Genomic DNA, 16,254 nt, shown 5'->3' with positions numbered 1-16,254 from the left:
TGTTGGAAATGTGCTGGCAGGGCGGCTGCCCGTGGCCCTGCCAAAAAGCGTTCCCTGGTGGTGGCTCCGTCACACGCCGAATGGTCGTCAGATTGCCGGCGAGATCGACCGCCTGGGATTGCAGGCTCTCGACCGGGCCGCCCACGCGGCCGTCATTGCCTTGAACCGGCAGCCAAGCCTTCCATCTGCTGGCGTCCAAGCGGCCTGGATTCGAAGACTTTGGAGCACGTGTACGCGATCAGATGAGTCCATCTGATCGGGACATGCTCATAACCTTTTGAATCTGGAGCGCTTCTCTTGCGATTGGGTGAGTCCACCCGATCGCGCAGCGCTCTATCCGATGCCGGCCAGCAACTCCGCGGCCGCCGCGATCGAGGCCTGCTGATGCGGCTGCAGCAACTGCCCGTAGTAATCCTGGAAGATCGGCAGGAACGGGTCGTCGATGGGGCTCTTGATGCCCGACAGCTGCTCCATCACCGCAAGGCCGCAATAGGGGACGTAGGAGGCGGAATAGCCGCCCTCGTGCGACATCATCAGCCGGCCGCCGCAGAGTGCCGTCGCGGCCTCCATCAGCAGCCGGGTCATCTCGCGATAGGTGCCGCTGTGCAGCATCATGCGGCCCAGCGGGTCCGCCACGGACCCGTCGAAGCCGGACGGCACGACGATGAGGTCGGGCTTGTAGCGGGCAAGCGCCGGCAGCACCACCTGCTCGAAGGCGCCGATATAGGCGCAGTGCCCGCTGCCCGCGGGGAGCGGGATATTGATGTTGTAGCCCTCGCCAGCGCCAGCGCCGCGCTCGCCACGGTCGCCGCTGTCGGGTGGATAGAGCCACTCCTGATGCAGCGAGATCGTGAGCACGCCCGGATCGCTCCAGAAAGCCGCCTGGGTACCGTTGCCGTGGTGGACGTCCCAGTCGACCGTGGCGATGCGTCCGACCTGATGCGTCTTGCGGTTCTTGAGGATGGCGACGGGGACGTTGCCGAACAGGCAGAAGCCCAGGCCCTTGTCGCTTTCGGCGTGGTGCCCGGGCGGGCGCACCAGCGCGTAGCCGTTGTCGATCTCGCCGGCGAGCACCTTGTCCATCAGAGTGGCAGTGCCGCCGGCGGCCAGGCAGGCGATCTCGTAGCTGCCGCGCCCGAAGGGCGTGAGGTAGCTCGCGTCGCCGCCGCGCGCATCACTGTCGGCCTTGATGCGCCGGATGTAGTCGCGCGTGTGGAACAGCGCCAGGTCGTCCTCGTCGACCGGCACGGCGTCGACCTTGACGAGCTTGTCGGTCAGGCCGGAGACCTCCATGAGATTCCGGAAGCGCCGCTTGGTGGCGGCGTTCTCTGCATGCTCGCCGGGCTCGATGGTCAGCCCCGCGGGGAAGAACAGCGCGGATGCCCCCGTGTCGTGCCAAAGGTAGAGCTCATGGAAGTTCCAGCCTGTTCTCACCGCGCCAAGCTCCCTGTTCGCCCGTTCAATTGCCGATGGTCATCCACACGCCCTTGCTCTGCGTGTAGGCGAGCAGGGCATCCATGCACTTGTCGCGGCCGTTGCCGGATTCCTTCCAGCCGCCGAAGGGCAGCTGCATGTCGCCGTTCATGTAGCTGTTGACGTAGACCATGCCGGCCTCGACATCGCGGGCGAAGCGGTGGGCCTTGCCCAGGTCGCTGGTCCAGATGCCGGCGGCGAGGCCGAACCTGGTGTCGTTGGCGACCGCCACCGCCTCGTCATAGCCCGACACCGGGATGACGCTGGCCACCGGGCCGAAGATCTCCTCGCGGGCGATGGTCATCGCATTGTCGACACCGGTGAAGATGGTGGGCGCCACATACGCTCCGTGCTCCAGCCCGGCTGGGATGCCGCCGCCGAGCACACATTCGGCTCCTGCCTGCTTGCCGATGTCGATGTAGTTCAGCACCCGCTTCTGCTGCTCGCGGGTGACGAGCGGGCCCATCGTCGTCCTCTCGTCGAGCGGATCGCCGGGGACATAGCCGGTTCTGGCCTGGGCGCTGAAGGCGTCGAGGAAATCGGGCACGATCGACTGCTCGACGATGATGCGGGAGCCGGCGCAGCACACCTCGCCCTGGTTGCCGAAGATGCCCATGGCCGCCCACCAGGCCGCGGTCTCCAGGTTCTCCACGTCGGCCATCACCACATGGGGCGACTTGCCGCCACATTCGGTGGCGACCTTCTTCATGTTCGACTGGCCTGCATAGATCAGCATCAGCTTGCCGACCTCGGCGGAGCCGGTGAAGGCGATCTTGTCGACGTCGTCGTGCAGGGCGAGGGCCTTGCCGGCCTCCGGCCCGAAGCCGTTGACGACGTTCAGCACGCCGGGCGGCCCGCCGGCCTCGGCGAACAGGCGGGCGAGCAGCAGGGCGCTCAGCGGCGACTGCTCGGCGGGCTTCAGCACCACGGAATTGCCGGCGGCCAGCGCCGGGGCGATCTTCCAGGCGGTCATCAGCAGCGGATAGTTCCACGGCACGATGCAGCCGACGACGCCGAGCGGCTGGCGCAGCACGTAGCTCAGCACGTCGCCCGTCGTCGATCCGACGGTGCCCTCGATCTTGTCGATGCATTCGGCGGTGAAGCGCAGGCAGGTGAGCGCCAGCGGGATGTCGACCGTCAGCATCTCCTGGATCGGCTTGCCCATGTCGATGGTGTCGAGCAGCGCGAACTCGTGGGCGTGCGCCTCGATGAGCCCGGCAAACCGCAGCAGCACCTCCATGCGCGCCCGTGGCGCGAGCCGGGACCAGGCGCCCGACTTGAAGGACTTGCGGGCGGCGGCCACGGCGCGGTCGATGTCGGCCGCATCGCCGCGCGAGACCGCGGCGATGACGCTGTCATCGGCCGGGTTGATGCTCTCGAACTTGGCGCCGGAGAGGGCTTCGCGGAACTCGCCGTCGATGAAGAGGCGGCCTTCGAACGCGAGCCTGGTGGCCTTGTCGCGCCATTGGCCCGCGGCGGGGGTGACGTTCATCTCGATATGACCTTAGCTGGCGAGGATCATCTTGGCGGCGCGCTCGGCGACCATGATCGTCGGCGCGTTCAGGTTGCCGGAGACCATCTTGGGGATAACGGACGCGTCGGCGACACGGATGCCCTCGAGCCCACGCACCTTGAGCGTCGCCGGGTCGGTCACCGCCATGGCGTCGGTCCCCATCCGGCAGGTGCTGGACGGATGATAGAGCGTCGTCATGTGGCCGCGCACGTAGTCGGCGATCTCGGCGTCGGTCTTGCACTCGGCGCTGGGGCTCACCTCGTAGTCGACGAGCTCCCTGACGGGCGACTGCTGCATGATCCGCCGGTTGATCTTGATGCCCTCGACCATGGTGGCGAGATCGAGGCCGTCGGGGTCGCTGACGAAGTATTTCGGATCGATGGACGGGTATTCGACCGGATTGGCGGAGCGCAGCTTGATCTCGCCGCGGCTGTTCGGCCGTTGCAGCGTCGCGTGCGCCGTAATGCCCGACTGGCCGCCGAGGAAGCGGGCGTAGTCGCGGTGGGGGCTGATGGCACCGTAGAGCTGGATGTCCGGCTCGACGCCGGGCCGGCTGCACACATGCCCGCCCGAGGCGACCCACGGCGAGGTGCGGATGCCCGTCCGCTGGTCCCGCCACTCGTCGAAGCTCGCCGCCAGGATCTCGTCGGTCCAGGCTCCGATACCCATCGGCTCCTTGGTGTAGAAGGTGATCGGAATGTTGAGGTGGTCCTGCAGATCCTTGCCGACGCCCGGCAGATCGTGCACCGGCGCGACGCCCGCCGCTTCGAGCTCCGCTGCGGGCCCGACGCCGGAGAGCATCAGGAGCTGGCAGGAGCCGACGGCGCCTGACGACAGCACCACCTCGCTCGCCGCGTACGCCGTCTCCGGCACTCCGTCGACGAGGTATTTGACGCCTTTGACGCGGCCCCCTTCGATGATCAGGCCGGTGACCAGCACGCCCGCCTTGAGCGTCAGGTTCGGCCGTTCGAGCGCCGGCCGGAGGTAGGCCTTGCCGGTGCCCCAGCGCTCGCCGTTCCTGATCGTGAACTGGAAGAAGCCGACACCTTCCTGCGTCTCGCCGTTGTAGTCGGGGTTGTAGGCGTAGCCGGCGGCCTGGGCGGCCTCGACCCACAGCTTCTCGTAGTGGTCGACATAGGGCACGTTGCCGATGTGCAGCGGCCCGTCATTGCCGTGGTAGAAGCTGTCCTTGATGTCCGCGTTGCCCTCGGACGCGAGAAAGACGGGAAACACGTCGTTCCAGCCCCAGCCCGGACAGCCCATCGCCTCCCACGCCTCGTAGTCGGACGGCAGGCCGCGGATGTAGATCATGGCGTTGAGGGCGCCGGAGCCGCCGATCATCTTGCCGCGCGGCCAGAAGATGCGGCGGCCGCGGCAACCCGCCTGCGGCTCGGTGTAGTAGCCCCAATCGGCGCCGGTGTTGAACATCGTCACCCAGTCGGACGGGATATCGGACGCCAAGGGGGCGGCGCGACCGGCCTCCAGCACCAGGACCTTGCGGCCCGGGTCGGCGCTCAGCCGGTTGGCGAGCACACAACCCGCGGAGCCGGCGCCGATGATGATGGTGTCGAACATGGGTTCCCCTATTCCCCGGCTTCGGCCGGGCTCTCCAGAAGCTTGGCGCCGCGCGGCGCGGCGCTGCGGCGGCCCAGCCACCGCACGAGGTCGCCCAGGCGCCCGACGAGGCCGCGCGGCATCAGCACGATGGCGAAGGCGATGATCAGGCCGAGACCCAGCGTCCGGAACTCGCCCGCCTCGCGCATCAGCTCGTCGGCCGCGACCAGCACGACGGTTCCCAGCAGCGGGCCCCAAAAGGTGCCGACCCCGCCGACGACGGTGATGGCAATGATGAACATCAGCTGGGACATGGACAGGATGCCGGGGCCGATGGCCTGGAAGTGCCCGGCATAGAGGCCGCCGGCGAGACCGGTGAAGAACGCCGATATGCCGAACACCAGCAACTGCGCCTGGAAGCGGTTGACGCCGCGGGCGACGGCGTAGCCGGGATTGTCGCGCAGCCCGCGGAAGGCGAGCCCGATGGGGCTCTTGATGACCGCGTAGGTGAAGATCATGGTGACGGCGAACAGCACCGCCGCGATGGCGTAGTTGGCGACCAGCCACTGGCCCTTGAACAGCGCCCGCGTGCCGAAGTCGCCGAAGCGGGCGAAGCCGACGGCGCCGCCGGTGAACTGGCGGCAGATCGACCCCACCATCTTGAAGCATTCGGTGTCGGTGACGATCAGCAGATACATGGTCTGCGCGATGGCCAGCGTCAGCAGCGCCACATAGACGCCGGACAGGCGCAGGCAGGCGAGCCCGACGATCAGCGAGAAGCCGACGGCGGCCAGCGCGCCGGGCAGCAGCGCGGCCCAGATGTTCCAGCCGAAGTAGAAGCAGATCATCGCCGTGGCGTAGCCGCCGAAGGCGAAGATCGCCATTTGCGCCAGCGAGAAGATCCCGGCGAAGCCGAACAGCAGGTTCCACTGCGAGGCGATCGTCGCGTAGAACAGCGCCAGCACCACCTGGCCCATGATGTAGCGGCTGTCGACGATGAACGGCAGCGCGACGGCCGCCGCCACCAGGAGCAGGCTGATGGCCAGATCGCCTTTGGCGGCGCGGGAGATGCCGGCGGAGGAGGAGCGGGTGGTCATGGCCATCCTCACATGCGGCGGATCAGGGCGCGCCCGAAGAGGCCCGACGGGCGCCAGATCAGCACGGCCACGACGACGAAGAGCAGCGCGGGAAAGCCCCAGCGGGCGCCGGCGGCGTATTGGACGAAGGCCTCGAACAGGGCGAGGCCGAAGGCGGCGGCAACGGCGCCGGGCAGATTGCCGAGGCCTGCCACCACGCACATGATGAAGGCCTTCAGCATCGGGTCGTTGCCGAGCGGCGGCGACAGCTGCGTCATGGAGCTCACCATGACGCCGCAGGCGCCGGCCAGGCCGCCGGAGAGCACGAGGACCTGGAAGTAGACGCGGTTGACGGGCACCCCCAACAGCTGGGCCGCGTCGCGGTTCTGCGCCGTCGCCCGGATGGCCCGGCCCATGCGGGTGCGGCCGAGCAGCAGGGCGACGAGCGCCATGACCGCGATGACCACGGCGATGATGAGCAGGTTCTGATAGGGCAGGGTCAGCCAGCCGAGATCGAGCGACCCCGTGGCGGAGATGGGCTGCTTCAGGGGCTGGCCGCCATAGGTCAGCAGGATGGCGTTCTCAAGCGCGATGCCGATGCCGACGGTCGCGATCATCACGTTGTACTCGAAGACCGTCTTGTCGCTCTTGAGCAGGTTGCGGACGATGAGGACATAGAGGAGGCCGCCGGCGACGGCGCCGGCGAGGATCGCGGCCAGGAAGCCGATGGCGGGCGGCAGGCCGAGCGCGGTCGTGGCGGTGAAGGCCGCATAGCCGCCCAAGGTCAGCATGGCGGCGTGCGCCATGTTGAGCATCCCCATGGAGCCCCAGACCAGGGAGAGGCCGACGGTCGCCAGCGCATAGAGCGCGCCCGTGGTGAGGCCGGCGACGACGATCGATGTCAGGATGTCAAGCAAGGTCCGTCAGCCTCCGAGATAGGTGGCGAGAAGCTCGTCGCGGGCCAGCAGCTCGGCCGCCGGGCCGGACCAGAAGATCTCGCCGTCGTCGAGCAGGTGGATGCGGTCCGCCAGATCGGCGACGCGGGCGGGGTTCTCCTCCACCAGCAGGATCGTGCGCCCGCTCTTGGAGAGCTCGGCGATGACGCCGTAGATCTGCTCGATGATGAGCGGGGCGAGGCCGAGAGATGGCTCGTCGATGAGCAGGATGCGGCCGCCCATCATCAGCCCGCGACCGATGCCGGCCATGCGCCGCTCGCCGCCCGAGAGGGAGGAGGCGATCTGATGGCGGCGCTCCGACAATTTGGGCAGCAGCCAGTAGACTTCCTCGAGGCGGCGCCCGACCTCGGCCTTGTTGGGCACCAGATAGGCCCCCATCAGCAGGTTATCGAGCACGCTCATCTCGGGAAACAACAGGTCGCCCTGCGGCACGTGCGCGACGCCAAGGGCAGCCACCGCGTGCGGCTTGGCCGGGAGCGTCTGGCCGTCGATGGCGATCGAGCCCTGCTTGAGCGGCACGAGGCCGGAGATCGTCTTCAGCAGCGTCGACTTGCCATGGCCGTTGGGGCCGACCACGGTGACGCACTCGCCGGCGGCTACGTCGAAGGAGACGCCCTTGAGGACATCCAGCTCCTTGTAGCCGGAGACGACGTGGGACAGGCTCAGGACGGGTGGGGGCGCGGAACCGGTCACGCGTGGACCTCGTCTTTGACGGCACCTTCCGCGAAGAAGGTCTTGAGCCGCTTCTGCGTGCCTTCGCCGAGATACGTCTCGACCACGATCGGATCTTCCGCGACCTTGCTCGGCAGCCCTTCGAAAATCTTCTTGCCGTGGTGCATGATCAGCACGCGGCTCGACAGCGCCAGCAGGAAGCGCATGACGTGCTCGATGAGTACGACGGTGAGCCCGTCGTCCTTGAGCCGCGAGACCAGATCCATCACCTGGCCGATCTCGGTGGTGTTGAGGCCGCCGACGGGCTCGTCGAGGAACAGGATCCTGGGCTTGGTGGCGATGGCGCCGGCGATCATCAAGAGTTTTCGATCGAGCACCGGAAGCTGGGCGACGGTCTCATCCGCCTTGTCGGCCAGGCCGACGAAGGCCAGCGCCTCCTCGGTATGCTCGCGGACGGCCTTGCCGAGGCGGAAGCCGGGCAGCGGGCGCCGCTGCCGTCCGAAGTAGGCGGCGATGTCGATGTTCTCGCGAACCGTCAGGCTCTCGAAGGCGGCGTTGAGCTGGAAGGTGCGCGCCATGCCGAGCTGGCAGATGCGGTCGGCGCCGAGCCCGGTGATGTCCTGGCCGTCGAAGCGCATGCGCCCCTCGGTCGTCGGCGTGATGCCGGTCACGACATCGAAGAAGGTGGTCTTGCCGGCGCCGTTGGGACCGCCGATGCCGACGATCTCGCCCGGCCTGACCGTCAGCGACATGCCGTCCACGGCGGCGAGCGAGCCGAACCGCTTCACCACGTTCTCGCAATCGAGCAAGGGGCCCGCGTCCATCATGATCCCGCTCCCTGTTGCCACGGCGCCGGTGGAGGCTGCGGCCGGCGCCGCGGCAGGCATGGCTCGCCCTGCGCGCTCACTTGATCCAGGGCGGCAGCACGAAGGCGTCGGTGGCATAGAGCGCCGGCGCGATCAGCTTGGGATCGGTCTTGTAGTCCTGGTGCTGCAGGAACTGGTGCGGCATGCCGAGCGAGGGATCGGCCACCTGGGTGGGGTAGCAATAGGCCGACTGGCCGGCCGGGTCGGCGCGGTAGGTGCCGTTGACGCCGCGATAGACGTTGCGGCGCATGACGGCGGCGACCTTGCTCACCTGCTCCTTCTTGAAGGGCTCGCCGGGGCCGCCCGCGATCGCGGCCGCGATGGCCCACATCCAGAGGCCATCATAGGTCTGCGAGCCCGTGATATAGGCCGAGGTCGGGCCGAACTTGGCGCGATAGGCCTCCCGGTACGACTTGGAGAACGCATCCGGCAGGCAGCCGATCACCGTCGAGTACAGCACGCCGTTGATGTTGGCGCCGCCGATCTCGCGGAAGGCCGGCAGCGACGGCCCGTACTGCATGTAGACCAGGCTGTTCGTCGGCTTCTGCAGGAATTGCACCATGAACTGGGCAAGGTCCTGGGGCAGGAAGTGCGTCACCAGGATCGCCGCCGGCGGATCCTGGCGCAGCTTGGCCAGCGTCGGTCCCCACTGGTTGGTCGGGAACGGCACCGTCTCGAACAGGCTGACCTCGAAGCCGTAGTCCTTGGCCTTGTCGCGGATGGCGTTGGCGATGACGATCGAATATTCGTTGGCCGATGGGATGATCGCGATCTTCTTGTTGGGCGCCTTCCACTGGCCGCCCTCGGAGAGGTTCTTGAGGAAGTTCAGACAGCCTGGGCCATACCAGTATTCCGGCGGATCGCCCTGGAACGATCCGTAGTAGCGGGCCGGATCGGTCTTGAACTTCTCGTTGTGCGAGATCAGCGTGTTGTAGTGCATCATGATGATGTCGTTGTCGGCTGCGACATCCATCTCGGCCATGTTGGTGCCGAGGTTGTAGCCGTTGATGATCGCCGGCGTGGCGTGGCGGTCGACGAGGCGCTGCATGGACTGGGTGACGAGGTCGGCGCCCATTTCCTTCGTATCTTCGATGTGCAGCTCGATCGGCCGGCCGAGAATGCCGCCGGCCGCGTTGATCTCCTGAGCGGCCAGCTCCAGGCCGTTCTTGAACTCGATGCCGTCGGCGGCGGCGATGCCCGACATCGGCAAGGCGGAGCCGACCGGGATCGGCTTGGCGCTTTGCGCCTGCGCCGTGCTGTTCAGCTCCGCGAGGAGCAGCCCGCCGGCGGCACCGGCTCCCACTGCTCCTTTGAATATGTCTCGTCGGTTCATCATCGTGGTTACCCCTCTTGTCGCCGGTTATACTTGCCGTAGATCGATCTATGCTGAGCTGGCGAGGATGCTTTCGATCGCTGCGGCCGCGGACAGGACGCGGGCGTCCTCGCCACGTGCGCCAACGATCTGGAGGCCGACCGGCAATCCGTCGGCCGTCACGCCGCATGGGATCACACAAGCCGGCTGCTGGCTGAGGTTGATGGGAAAGCTGAAGCCGGCCCATTCCGTCCAGTGCCGGTAGGCGCTGCCCGCCGGCACGTCCAATCCCGCGTCGAAGGCCGGCAGGGCGGTGCCCGGGGATACGATGTAGTCGAACTTGGTCATCAGCCGATCCATGGCCGATCCGAATTCGCCGCGGCGACCCTGTGCCGCCACGAGCTGGGGCGCGGTATAGGCCGCGCCGATCCGGGCGATCTCCAGAAAGCCGGGATCGATGCCGCCGCGCTCGGCCTCCGGGACCACGGCGAGCCGCGCTGCCGCGCCGGAGAACCAGTGGTGGTTGAAGACGTGGAGCAGATCGTCCGCAGGCAGCTCGATGGGCTCGACAACAGCACCGGACGCTTCAAGCTTCGCCGCCGCCGCGCCGACATGCGATGCGACCTCCGGCGCCACCGTCCCGGAGGCGGGCGTCGACCAGTAGCCGATACGCTTGCCGCGCAAGTCTTCCGCATCTCCGCCGAGCGGCGGCAGCACCCCGGGGCCTTGCGCCCAGTCACGCAGGTCGCGGCCCGCCATGGCCGCCAGCATGGCAGCAGCATCCGCGACACAGCGCGTCATGGGGCCGATATGGGCCACGGTCCCGAACGAGCTCGCCGGATGCGCCGCCACGCGGCCGTAGGTCGGCTTGTGGCCGACGATGCCGGTGAAGGAGGCCGGAACGCGGATCGAGCCGCCCCCGTCGGTGCCGAGATGCAGGACGCCTGCGCCGACCGCGGCGGCGACGGCGGCACCGCCGGAGGAGCCGCCCGGCGTCTTGGCAGGGTTCCAGGGGTTGCGGGTGATGCCGAACAGAGCGCTGTCGGTGATGGCTTTCCAGCCGAACTCCGGCGTCGTGGTCTGGCCGATGAAGACGGCGCCCGCCGCGCGCAGCCGCTGGACCGCCGGCGCGTCGTCGCCGTAAGGAGCCGCCGGCGTCGTGGCGCTGCCGTAGCGCACGCTCCAGCCCTTGACCCAGACGATGTCCTTCAGCGTCGTCGGCACGCCGTCGATGGCCGACAGCGGCGTGCCGGCGCGCCAGCGAGCCTCCGAAGCGGCCGCGGCGGCGAGCGCGCCCTCACGATCGACGAACGTAAAGGCGTTGAAGCGAGGGTTGGTCTCCTCGGCGCGGTCCATCGTGGCGGTTGCGATCTCCACCGGCGAGAGCGAGCCCATGCGGTAGGCATCCGTGAGCTCGGCTGCGCCCAAGCGGCACAGCTCAGTGGCCCCTGCAAGGGGCGTGCTGAAGGGCATTTCTGCGCTTTTCCTATTTTTGTTCCCAGCTTCGACTATCGGCAGGGGGCCGGGATCAGTTGCGAGTTTGATGCTTCCGGTCGCGCTTAAAAAATGTATTGTTTCACAGAACTTCATACATCTAATGTAAGAACAGGGTTGCTATGAACCTCACCGTCCGGCAGCTGCGCTATGTGTGTGAGGTCGCCCGGCAGGGCAGCGTGCAGGCGGCATCCAAGACCCTGCACATTTCCCAGTCGTCCATTCTCGCCGCCATCACCCTGGCCGAGGGCGAGATGGGCACGCGGATCTTCGAGCGGCGCCCGGCGCGCGGCGCGCGGATCACGCCTGCGGGCGAGCGCTTCGTCGGCGCGGCCCGGGTCATGTTGTCGGCGGCGACCGAGTTCAACCGGGCGATCGGGGATCTGACGGAGCGTGTGCCGAAGGTGCTGCGGATCGGCTGCTTCGAGCCTTTCGGGGCTCTGTTCATGCCCGAGATGCTGCGCAGGTTCGTCGACGATGTCGGCGATGTCGAGATCGATCTTCTGGAGGGCGACCAGGTTCAATTGCAGGCCTGGCTTGCCGAAGGGAAGATCGACCTCGCCATTCTCTACGATATCGGGCTCACCCACACCGGCAGCATCACGCGGGTCTGCAAGGTGCCCGCCCACGCGCTTCTGCACATGGACGACCCCCTGGCGAAGAAGGACGCCCTATGGCTGTCTGAACTCACCAGCCGCCCCTTCGTCCTGCTCGATATGCCGCGGACGTCGACCTACCTCGTCACCTTGTTCGACGTGGCGGCGGAGAGCCCCGAGGTGCGGTTCCATACCCGCTCCTACGAGACCGTCCGTTCGGCGGTGGCGTCGGGCTTCGGCATGTCCATCCTCAACATGCGGCCGGTCGGACGGGCGACGACGGATGGAGAGGCGATCGTGCGCCGGCCTCTGCTCGATGATCTACAGCCGCCGACGCTGCTGGTCGCCGATCTTTACGGAAACGCCAAGCCGCTGTTCGTGCGTCAGTTCATCGACACCTTCAAACGCTTCTTCAACGACATCGGCCCGTCAGGCTTCGCGGTCAGCGTCAAGGAGCGCGAGCCGACGCTGCTGTGGTCGTGAGCGGAGACCGCGCTTGCGGCTGGTTCAGAGCTTCCATGCGCCGGGTCGCTATCCCGGCCGCCGCGCCACGAGGTCGATCTCGATCCGCGCGTCGTAGGCGAGGCCGGTGACGCCGACGCAGGTGCGCGCGGGCAGGCGGCCATCGGCGAAATAGCTTCGGTAGGTTTCGTTCATGGCGGCATAGTCGTCCTTGAAGCGGGTCAGGTAGATCCGCGCCATCACCACATGCTCGAAGCCGAGGTCGAGGCCGGCGAGCACCAGGCGCAGGTTGGCCATCACCGCGCGGGTCTGGCCGACGATCCCCTCCGGCAGCACGCCCGGCGCGTGCGGAGAGTCGGGCATCTGGCCGGTCACGAAGACGAAGCCGTCGGTCTCGACCGCGTGGCTGAACGGCGCCACCGGCCGGGGCCCGCCGGCGATCATGTGAAACTGCAACAGGTTCTCCTATCTGGCGGCTCAAGCCTTTGTGCTGTTCCAAGTCTTTGTGCGGCTCCAAGTCTTTGTCTCGAGCACGATCTTGCCCAAGAACCGGTGTCCACTCTTGGGGATCATGCGCTAAACAGGCGCTTGCTCAGGATGGCGTGCACGCCCCAATTGCCGTCGACCACCTGGGTGATGCCGAAGTCGACGGCCGCCGACATCAGCGCGATCGCTTCGTCCTCGCTCAGGCCCCGGGTGCTCATCAGGAAGCGGCGCACCTTGCGGAAGGCATCCTTCATGGCGAGATCGAGCGACGACTTGGCGTAGACCTCGCTCTGTCCCTTGGCGCCGAACTCGGCGAGGTAGTTGGGGTGGCTGAATCCGGTCAGCACCCAATCCGTCTCGGTCTCGATCAGCGGATAGGTGAGGTCGGCGAAGGGGCGCCCGGCGAGGTCGGCCTTCTTGTGCAGCGTCACCTGGAACGTGCCGGTCATCGAGCACTCGATCGCCGTGCCGCCGAGCTCGCCGTCGCCCTGGGCGGCGTGCGGATCGCCGACCGAGAGCAGAGCGCCGGGCACCGACACCGGCAGATAGACGGTGGCGCCCTTGCCGAGGCGCCAGTTGTCCAGGTTGCCGCCGAAGTAGGACGGTGGCACCGAGTCGACCAGCTCCGCCTCCCTGGGGGCCACGCCGATAACGCCGAAGTGCAGGCGAAGCGGAATGCGGACGCCCTCGAGCACGGCCTGCCGGCGGGCCACGCTACCAGGCATGACGGGCACGCCGGGATAGTCGTAGGTGGCGTGGACGACACCGAACGGATCGGTCTGCGGCTCCCAGAGGAAGGCGTAGGCGGCGCGGGCGTGCGGCGCGGGGTCGTCGGCGAAGATTTCGTAGACGGTCACCGTCTCGCGCGGCCGGGGCTCGCTCAGCAGTTCGCCATAGTGGTAGCCCCACCAGGCCGCCGCGCTGCTGCCGAAGACGCGCCCCGCGAAGGCCGGGCTGCGGCTCGGGCGGGGCACGATATCGAGGATGCGCACCTCCAGCACGTCGCCGGGCTGCGCGTCCTTGATCGCGATGGGGCCGGTGCAGATGTGCACGCCGAAGCCCTCGCCGGCGCCCCGACCGTAGACCGACGCGTCCATGGGGCCGGCGCCGCGGCGGTCGACGGCCTTGGCCTCGGACGTCCAGCGGAACACGCTCTCGGCGCCGGGGTCGCCGGCGATCATCCGCTCGGGGTCGTCGGAGGCGTGCTGCGTCAACGTCTCGATGGTGACGGTGTCGCCGGAGGCGATCTCCATGAGCGGCTCGAGCGAGCGGCTGAAGAAGCCCCAATGCACGTGGGCGGCGTCGGCCGGCACGTGATGATGGACGGGGGCCGCGCCGGGCACCGGAGCCGGCTGCCGGCGGGCGCCCTCCGCCACGTCGGCGGCGACGCCGATCGGGCCGCGCAGAGCGCGAAGCTGCGTCAGGGCTTCCTGCGGCCAGCCGCGCTGGCCCAGCGGGCCGGAACTCGCGGCGAGCCGTTCGGCCTCCTGCTGGCGAAAGGCGCGCGGCGACAGCCCGAAGCGCTCGCGGAAGGCGCGGCTGAAGTTGGCAGCATCGGTGAAGCCGCAGCGGAAGGCGATCTCCGACACCGAATGATGCGCCTCGGCCGGGTCCGCCAGCTCGGCCCGGGTCCGGGTGAGCCGGCGCTCGCGCAGGTAGCTGGTGAAGTTGTCCCCTGTGCCCTCGAACAGCTTCTGCAGGTAGCGCTCGGAGATGCCCTCCATCTGGGCCACGCGGACCGGCGTCAGATCGGGGTCGTCGAGCCGGCGCTCGATGGTCTGGCAGATGCGGTGCAGCAGGGCCGCCCGGGCGGCGGTGCTCGCCGCGCCGGCGCCGTCCGGCGGCGGCAAGCGATGGGCCAGCGTCAGCAGCAGCTCGGCCAGGCTCTGGTCGACGGCGGCCCAGTCCGCCGGGGGCATCGTCTCCAGGTCCTGTGCGGCGGCTTCCAGCGCTCGGGCCAATACCGCCGCGAGCGCCTCCGCCGCGACGACGCGGGCACCGCCGAGCTGCAGCGGGCCGAGCTTGCGGCCGCGGAAGGCCAAAGCCGTCACCGACAGGGCTGCCACCCGCACGTCCTGGCGAATGACGATCCGCCAGGCCGCGCGGCGCGGCAGCACGACGACATCGCCCGTGGGAATGGCCGCCAGACCGTCGTCCTGCGCCAGGAGCGCGCCGTCGTCGGCGAAGACGAGCACGAGCGGCAGCTCGCCGCGCAGCGGCAGCGGCGACAGCATCTGCGCGCCCGCCGAGAGCCGCGCCACGGCGATGCCGTCGGCCGAGCCGCGCAGCACGGCGGTGGCGTGGGCGCCGTCCTGCGGCGGCGCCGGCGTGGAGCGCAGGCCCAGCGTGGCGAGCACGTCCTGCCAGGCATCGTGGCGCGTCTGCGCTGGATAGGATTCGCTGGTGAACTGGCGAAGGCTCATGCGGCGACCTGCAAAACTCGCCCGACGCGAGGCAATCGCCGTGCCACGCGGTGCCCGTGCAGGCAGGCGCCGCCGCCCGGCAGCCGGCGCGCTCACGCCGGCGTGCAAGTGAAGACGCTCTTGCGGATCGAGCCGTGCACGCCCCAATTGGCGTCGACCACCTGCGTCACGCCGAAATCCGCCGCCACGGACATCAGCGCGATGGCCTCGTCCTCGCTCAGCCCGTGCACCGTCATCAGGAAGCGGCGCAGCTTGCGGAAGGCGTCGCGCATGGCCTTGTCGAGGCTGGCGTGGTTCGCCACCTCCGTCTGTGCCTCGGCGCCGAGCTCGGCCAGGTAGTTGGGGAAGGTGAAGCCGTAGACCGACCATTGCTGGTCCGTCTCCAGCAGCGGATGGGTCAGCCCCTCCAGGATGGTGCCGCCGAGGTCGCGGTGCTTGTGCAGGACGAACGCGAAGTCGCCGGTCAGCGAGGTCTCGATGGCGGTGCCGCCGAGCTCGCTGTCGCCCTGGGCGGCGTGGGGGTCGCCCACCGAGAAGAAGCCGCCGGCCACTGCGACCGGGTAATACATCCGCGCCCCCTTGCCGATGCGCCAGTCGTCGATGTTGCCGCCGGTGTAGCCGGGCGGGATGGAGCTGACGAAGTCGGCCTCCGCCGGTGCCAGGCCCATGGTGCCGAAGTGCAGGCGCGCCGGCACCCTGACGTTGGCCAGGATGTTCTCGCGCTTGCGCACCAGGGCGTGGTTCACCGGCACGCCGGGATAGTCGATGGTGGAATGGACGACGCCGTCCGGGTCGGCCTGCGGCGTCCAGACGTAGTTGTAGACCGCGCGCGCGAAGGGCTCGCCCGAGGCGTCGAGCTCGAAGATGGTGATCACCTCGCGCGGCTTCGGCTCCTCGATCAGATCGTGGTAGTGGAAGCCCCAGTTGGCTGCGGCGTTGGAGCCGAAGCAGCGCCCGGCGTGGCAGGCGTGGCAGCTCGGGCGCGGACGGATGTCGAGGATGCGCACCTCGAGGACGTCGCCCGGCTCGGCGCCTTCGATGGCGACGGGGCCGGTCAGCAGGTGGACGCCGAGGCCCTCGCCGGCGCCGCGCAGGAACGGTCCCTCGGTCGGGCCGGCGCCGCGGCGGGCCACCGCCTTGTGCTCGCGGGTCCAGCGGAACACGCTCTCGGCGCCCGGGTCGCCGGAGACCATGCGCTCGTAGTCGTCGCCGGCGTGATGGGTCAGCGTCTCGATGGTGACGCGGTCGCCCGAGCGCACGGTGAGTGCCGGCGCCACCACCTTGCTGAAATAGCCCCAGTGGACGGTCGCCGGCGACACGGGAAGGGTGTGGTGCCTCATGGAGTGCCTCGTCGGGCGGGCGCGCCGCCTC

At 68.5% G+C, this 16,254-nt stretch carries 13 protein-coding genes; 1 reads left to right on the top strand and 12 read right to left on the bottom strand.

The genetic code is table 11. The annotated features are described in order from the left end of the window. Nucleotides 1-333 precede the first annotated feature (333 nt). From ACZ5PO_RS33615 to ACZ5PO_RS33575, 9 genes are all read right to left on the bottom strand, one after another. Nucleotides 334-1,434: a class II histone deacetylase gene (locus ACZ5PO_RS33615; RefSeq protein WP_464187040.1), complete on the bottom strand. Its 1,101-nt coding sequence runs from the start codon at nt 1,432-1,434 to the stop codon at nt 334-336. A gap of 25 nt (nt 1,435-1,459) precedes the next feature. Continuing rightward, on the bottom strand, nt 1,460-2,965 hold the full coding sequence (locus ACZ5PO_RS33610) for an aldehyde dehydrogenase (protein ID WP_464187039.1): 1,506 nt from the start codon (nt 2,963-2,965) through the stop codon (nt 1,460-1,462). A gap of 12 nt (nt 2,966-2,977) precedes the next feature. Beyond that, nucleotides 2,978-4,561: a GMC family oxidoreductase gene (locus ACZ5PO_RS33605; RefSeq protein ID WP_464187038.1), complete on the bottom strand. Its 1,584-nt coding sequence runs from the start codon at nt 4,559-4,561 to the stop codon at nt 2,978-2,980. Nucleotides 4,562-4,569: 8 nt separating this feature from the next. Continuing rightward, on the bottom strand, nt 4,570-5,637 hold the full coding sequence (locus tag ACZ5PO_RS33600; RefSeq protein ID WP_464187036.1) for a branched-chain amino acid ABC transporter permease: 1,068 nt from the start codon (nt 5,635-5,637) through the stop codon (nt 4,570-4,572). Between the two features lie 8 nt (nt 5,638-5,645). Then, the gene (locus tag ACZ5PO_RS33595; RefSeq protein ID WP_464187035.1) at nt 5,646-6,533 is read right to left on the bottom strand and encodes a branched-chain amino acid ABC transporter permease; all 888 of its coding nucleotides are present in this window, start codon (nt 6,531-6,533) and stop codon (nt 5,646-5,648) included. Nucleotides 6,534-6,539: 6 nt separating this feature from the next. Then, nucleotides 6,540-7,265 carry an ABC transporter ATP-binding protein gene (locus ACZ5PO_RS33590; RefSeq protein ID WP_464187034.1) on the bottom strand — a complete coding sequence of 242 codons (726 nt, stop codon included), beginning with the start codon at nt 7,263-7,265 and terminating at the stop codon, nt 6,540-6,542. After that, nucleotides 7,262-8,071, bottom strand: coding sequence for an ABC transporter ATP-binding protein (locus ACZ5PO_RS33585; protein ID WP_464187033.1), 810 nt, complete (start codon nt 8,069-8,071; stop codon nt 7,262-7,264). The genes ACZ5PO_RS33590 and ACZ5PO_RS33585 overlap by 4 nt, the downstream gene beginning before the upstream one ends. Before the next feature lie 76 nt (nt 8,072-8,147). Beyond that, complete coding sequence (locus ACZ5PO_RS33580) at nt 8,148-9,446, bottom strand: ABC transporter substrate-binding protein (RefSeq protein WP_464187032.1); 1,299 nt, start codon at nt 9,444-9,446, stop codon at nt 8,148-8,150. 45 nt (nt 9,447-9,491) lie between these two features. Next, entirely contained in the window at nt 9,492-10,895 is a 1,404-nt protein-coding gene (locus ACZ5PO_RS33575; protein ID WP_464187031.1) for an amidase, read from the bottom strand. A 143-nt stretch (nt 10,896-11,038) separates the two neighbouring features. Between ACZ5PO_RS33575 and ACZ5PO_RS33570 the strand changes: the two genes are divergently transcribed. After that, nucleotides 11,039-11,995 (top strand): LysR family transcriptional regulator, encoded by a 957-nt coding sequence (locus ACZ5PO_RS33570; protein WP_464187030.1) that lies wholly within the window; start codon nt 11,039-11,041, stop codon nt 11,993-11,995. Between the two features lie 48 nt (nt 11,996-12,043). Here ACZ5PO_RS33570 and ACZ5PO_RS33565 read toward each other — a convergent pair whose 3' ends face one another. The 3 genes from ACZ5PO_RS33565 to ACZ5PO_RS33555 all read right to left on the bottom strand — a co-directional run bounded on the left by ACZ5PO_RS33565 (nt 12,044) and on the right by ACZ5PO_RS33555 (nt 16,223). After that, nucleotides 12,044-12,430, bottom strand: coding sequence for a RidA family protein (locus ACZ5PO_RS33565; RefSeq protein WP_464187029.1), 387 nt, complete (start codon nt 12,428-12,430; stop codon nt 12,044-12,046). 113 nt (nt 12,431-12,543) lie between these two features. After that, nucleotides 12,544-14,883: an acetamidase/formamidase family protein gene (locus ACZ5PO_RS33560; RefSeq protein ID WP_464187027.1), complete on the bottom strand. Its 2,340-nt coding sequence runs from the start codon at nt 14,881-14,883 to the stop codon at nt 12,544-12,546. Nucleotides 14,884-14,975: 92 nt separating this feature from the next. Next, a complete protein-coding gene (locus ACZ5PO_RS33555) occupies nt 14,976-16,223 on the bottom strand; it encodes an acetamidase/formamidase family protein (RefSeq protein ID WP_464187026.1) in 1,248 nt (415 codons plus the stop codon). Between the last annotated feature and the right edge of the window lie 31 nt (nt 16,224-16,254).

It is taken from the genome of Chelatococcus sp. KU-N122 (assembly GCF_055391085.1).
Note: the sequence above shows the minus strand (reverse complement) of the source record. Positions and strands in the feature narration are given on the sequence as shown.

Bases quoted from the DNA above. Each gene is read 5' to 3' on its own strand.
- ACZ5PO_RS33610 (WP_464187039.1), bottom strand. From the start codon at position 2,965: ATGAACGTCACCCCCGCCGCGGGCCAATGGCGCGACAAGGCCACCAGG.
- ACZ5PO_RS33605 (WP_464187038.1), bottom strand. From the start codon at position 4,561: ATGTTCGACACCATCATCATCGGCGCCGGCTCCGCGGGTTGTGTGCTC.
- ACZ5PO_RS33600 (WP_464187036.1), bottom strand. From the start codon at position 5,637: ATGACCACCCGCTCCTCCTCCGCCGGCATCTCCCGCGCCGCCAAAGGC.
- ACZ5PO_RS33585 (WP_464187033.1), bottom strand. From the start codon at position 8,071: ATGATGGACGCGGGCCCCTTGCTCGATTGCGAGAACGTGGTGAAGCGG.
- ACZ5PO_RS33580 (WP_464187032.1), bottom strand. From the start codon at position 9,446: ATGATGAACCGACGAGACATATTCAAAGGAGCAGTGGGAGCCGGTGCC.
- ACZ5PO_RS33575 (WP_464187031.1), bottom strand. From the start codon at position 10,895: ATGCCCTTCAGCACGCCCCTTGCAGGGGCCACTGAGCTGTGCCGCTTG.
- ACZ5PO_RS33570 (WP_464187030.1), top strand. From the start codon at position 11,039: ATGAACCTCACCGTCCGGCAGCTGCGCTATGTGTGTGAGGTCGCCCGG.
- ACZ5PO_RS33560 (WP_464187027.1), bottom strand. From the start codon at position 14,883: ATGAGCCTTCGCCAGTTCACCAGCGAATCCTATCCAGCGCAGACGCGC.
- ACZ5PO_RS33555 (WP_464187026.1), bottom strand. From the start codon at position 16,223: ATGAGGCACCACACCCTTCCCGTGTCGCCGGCGACCGTCCACTGGGGC.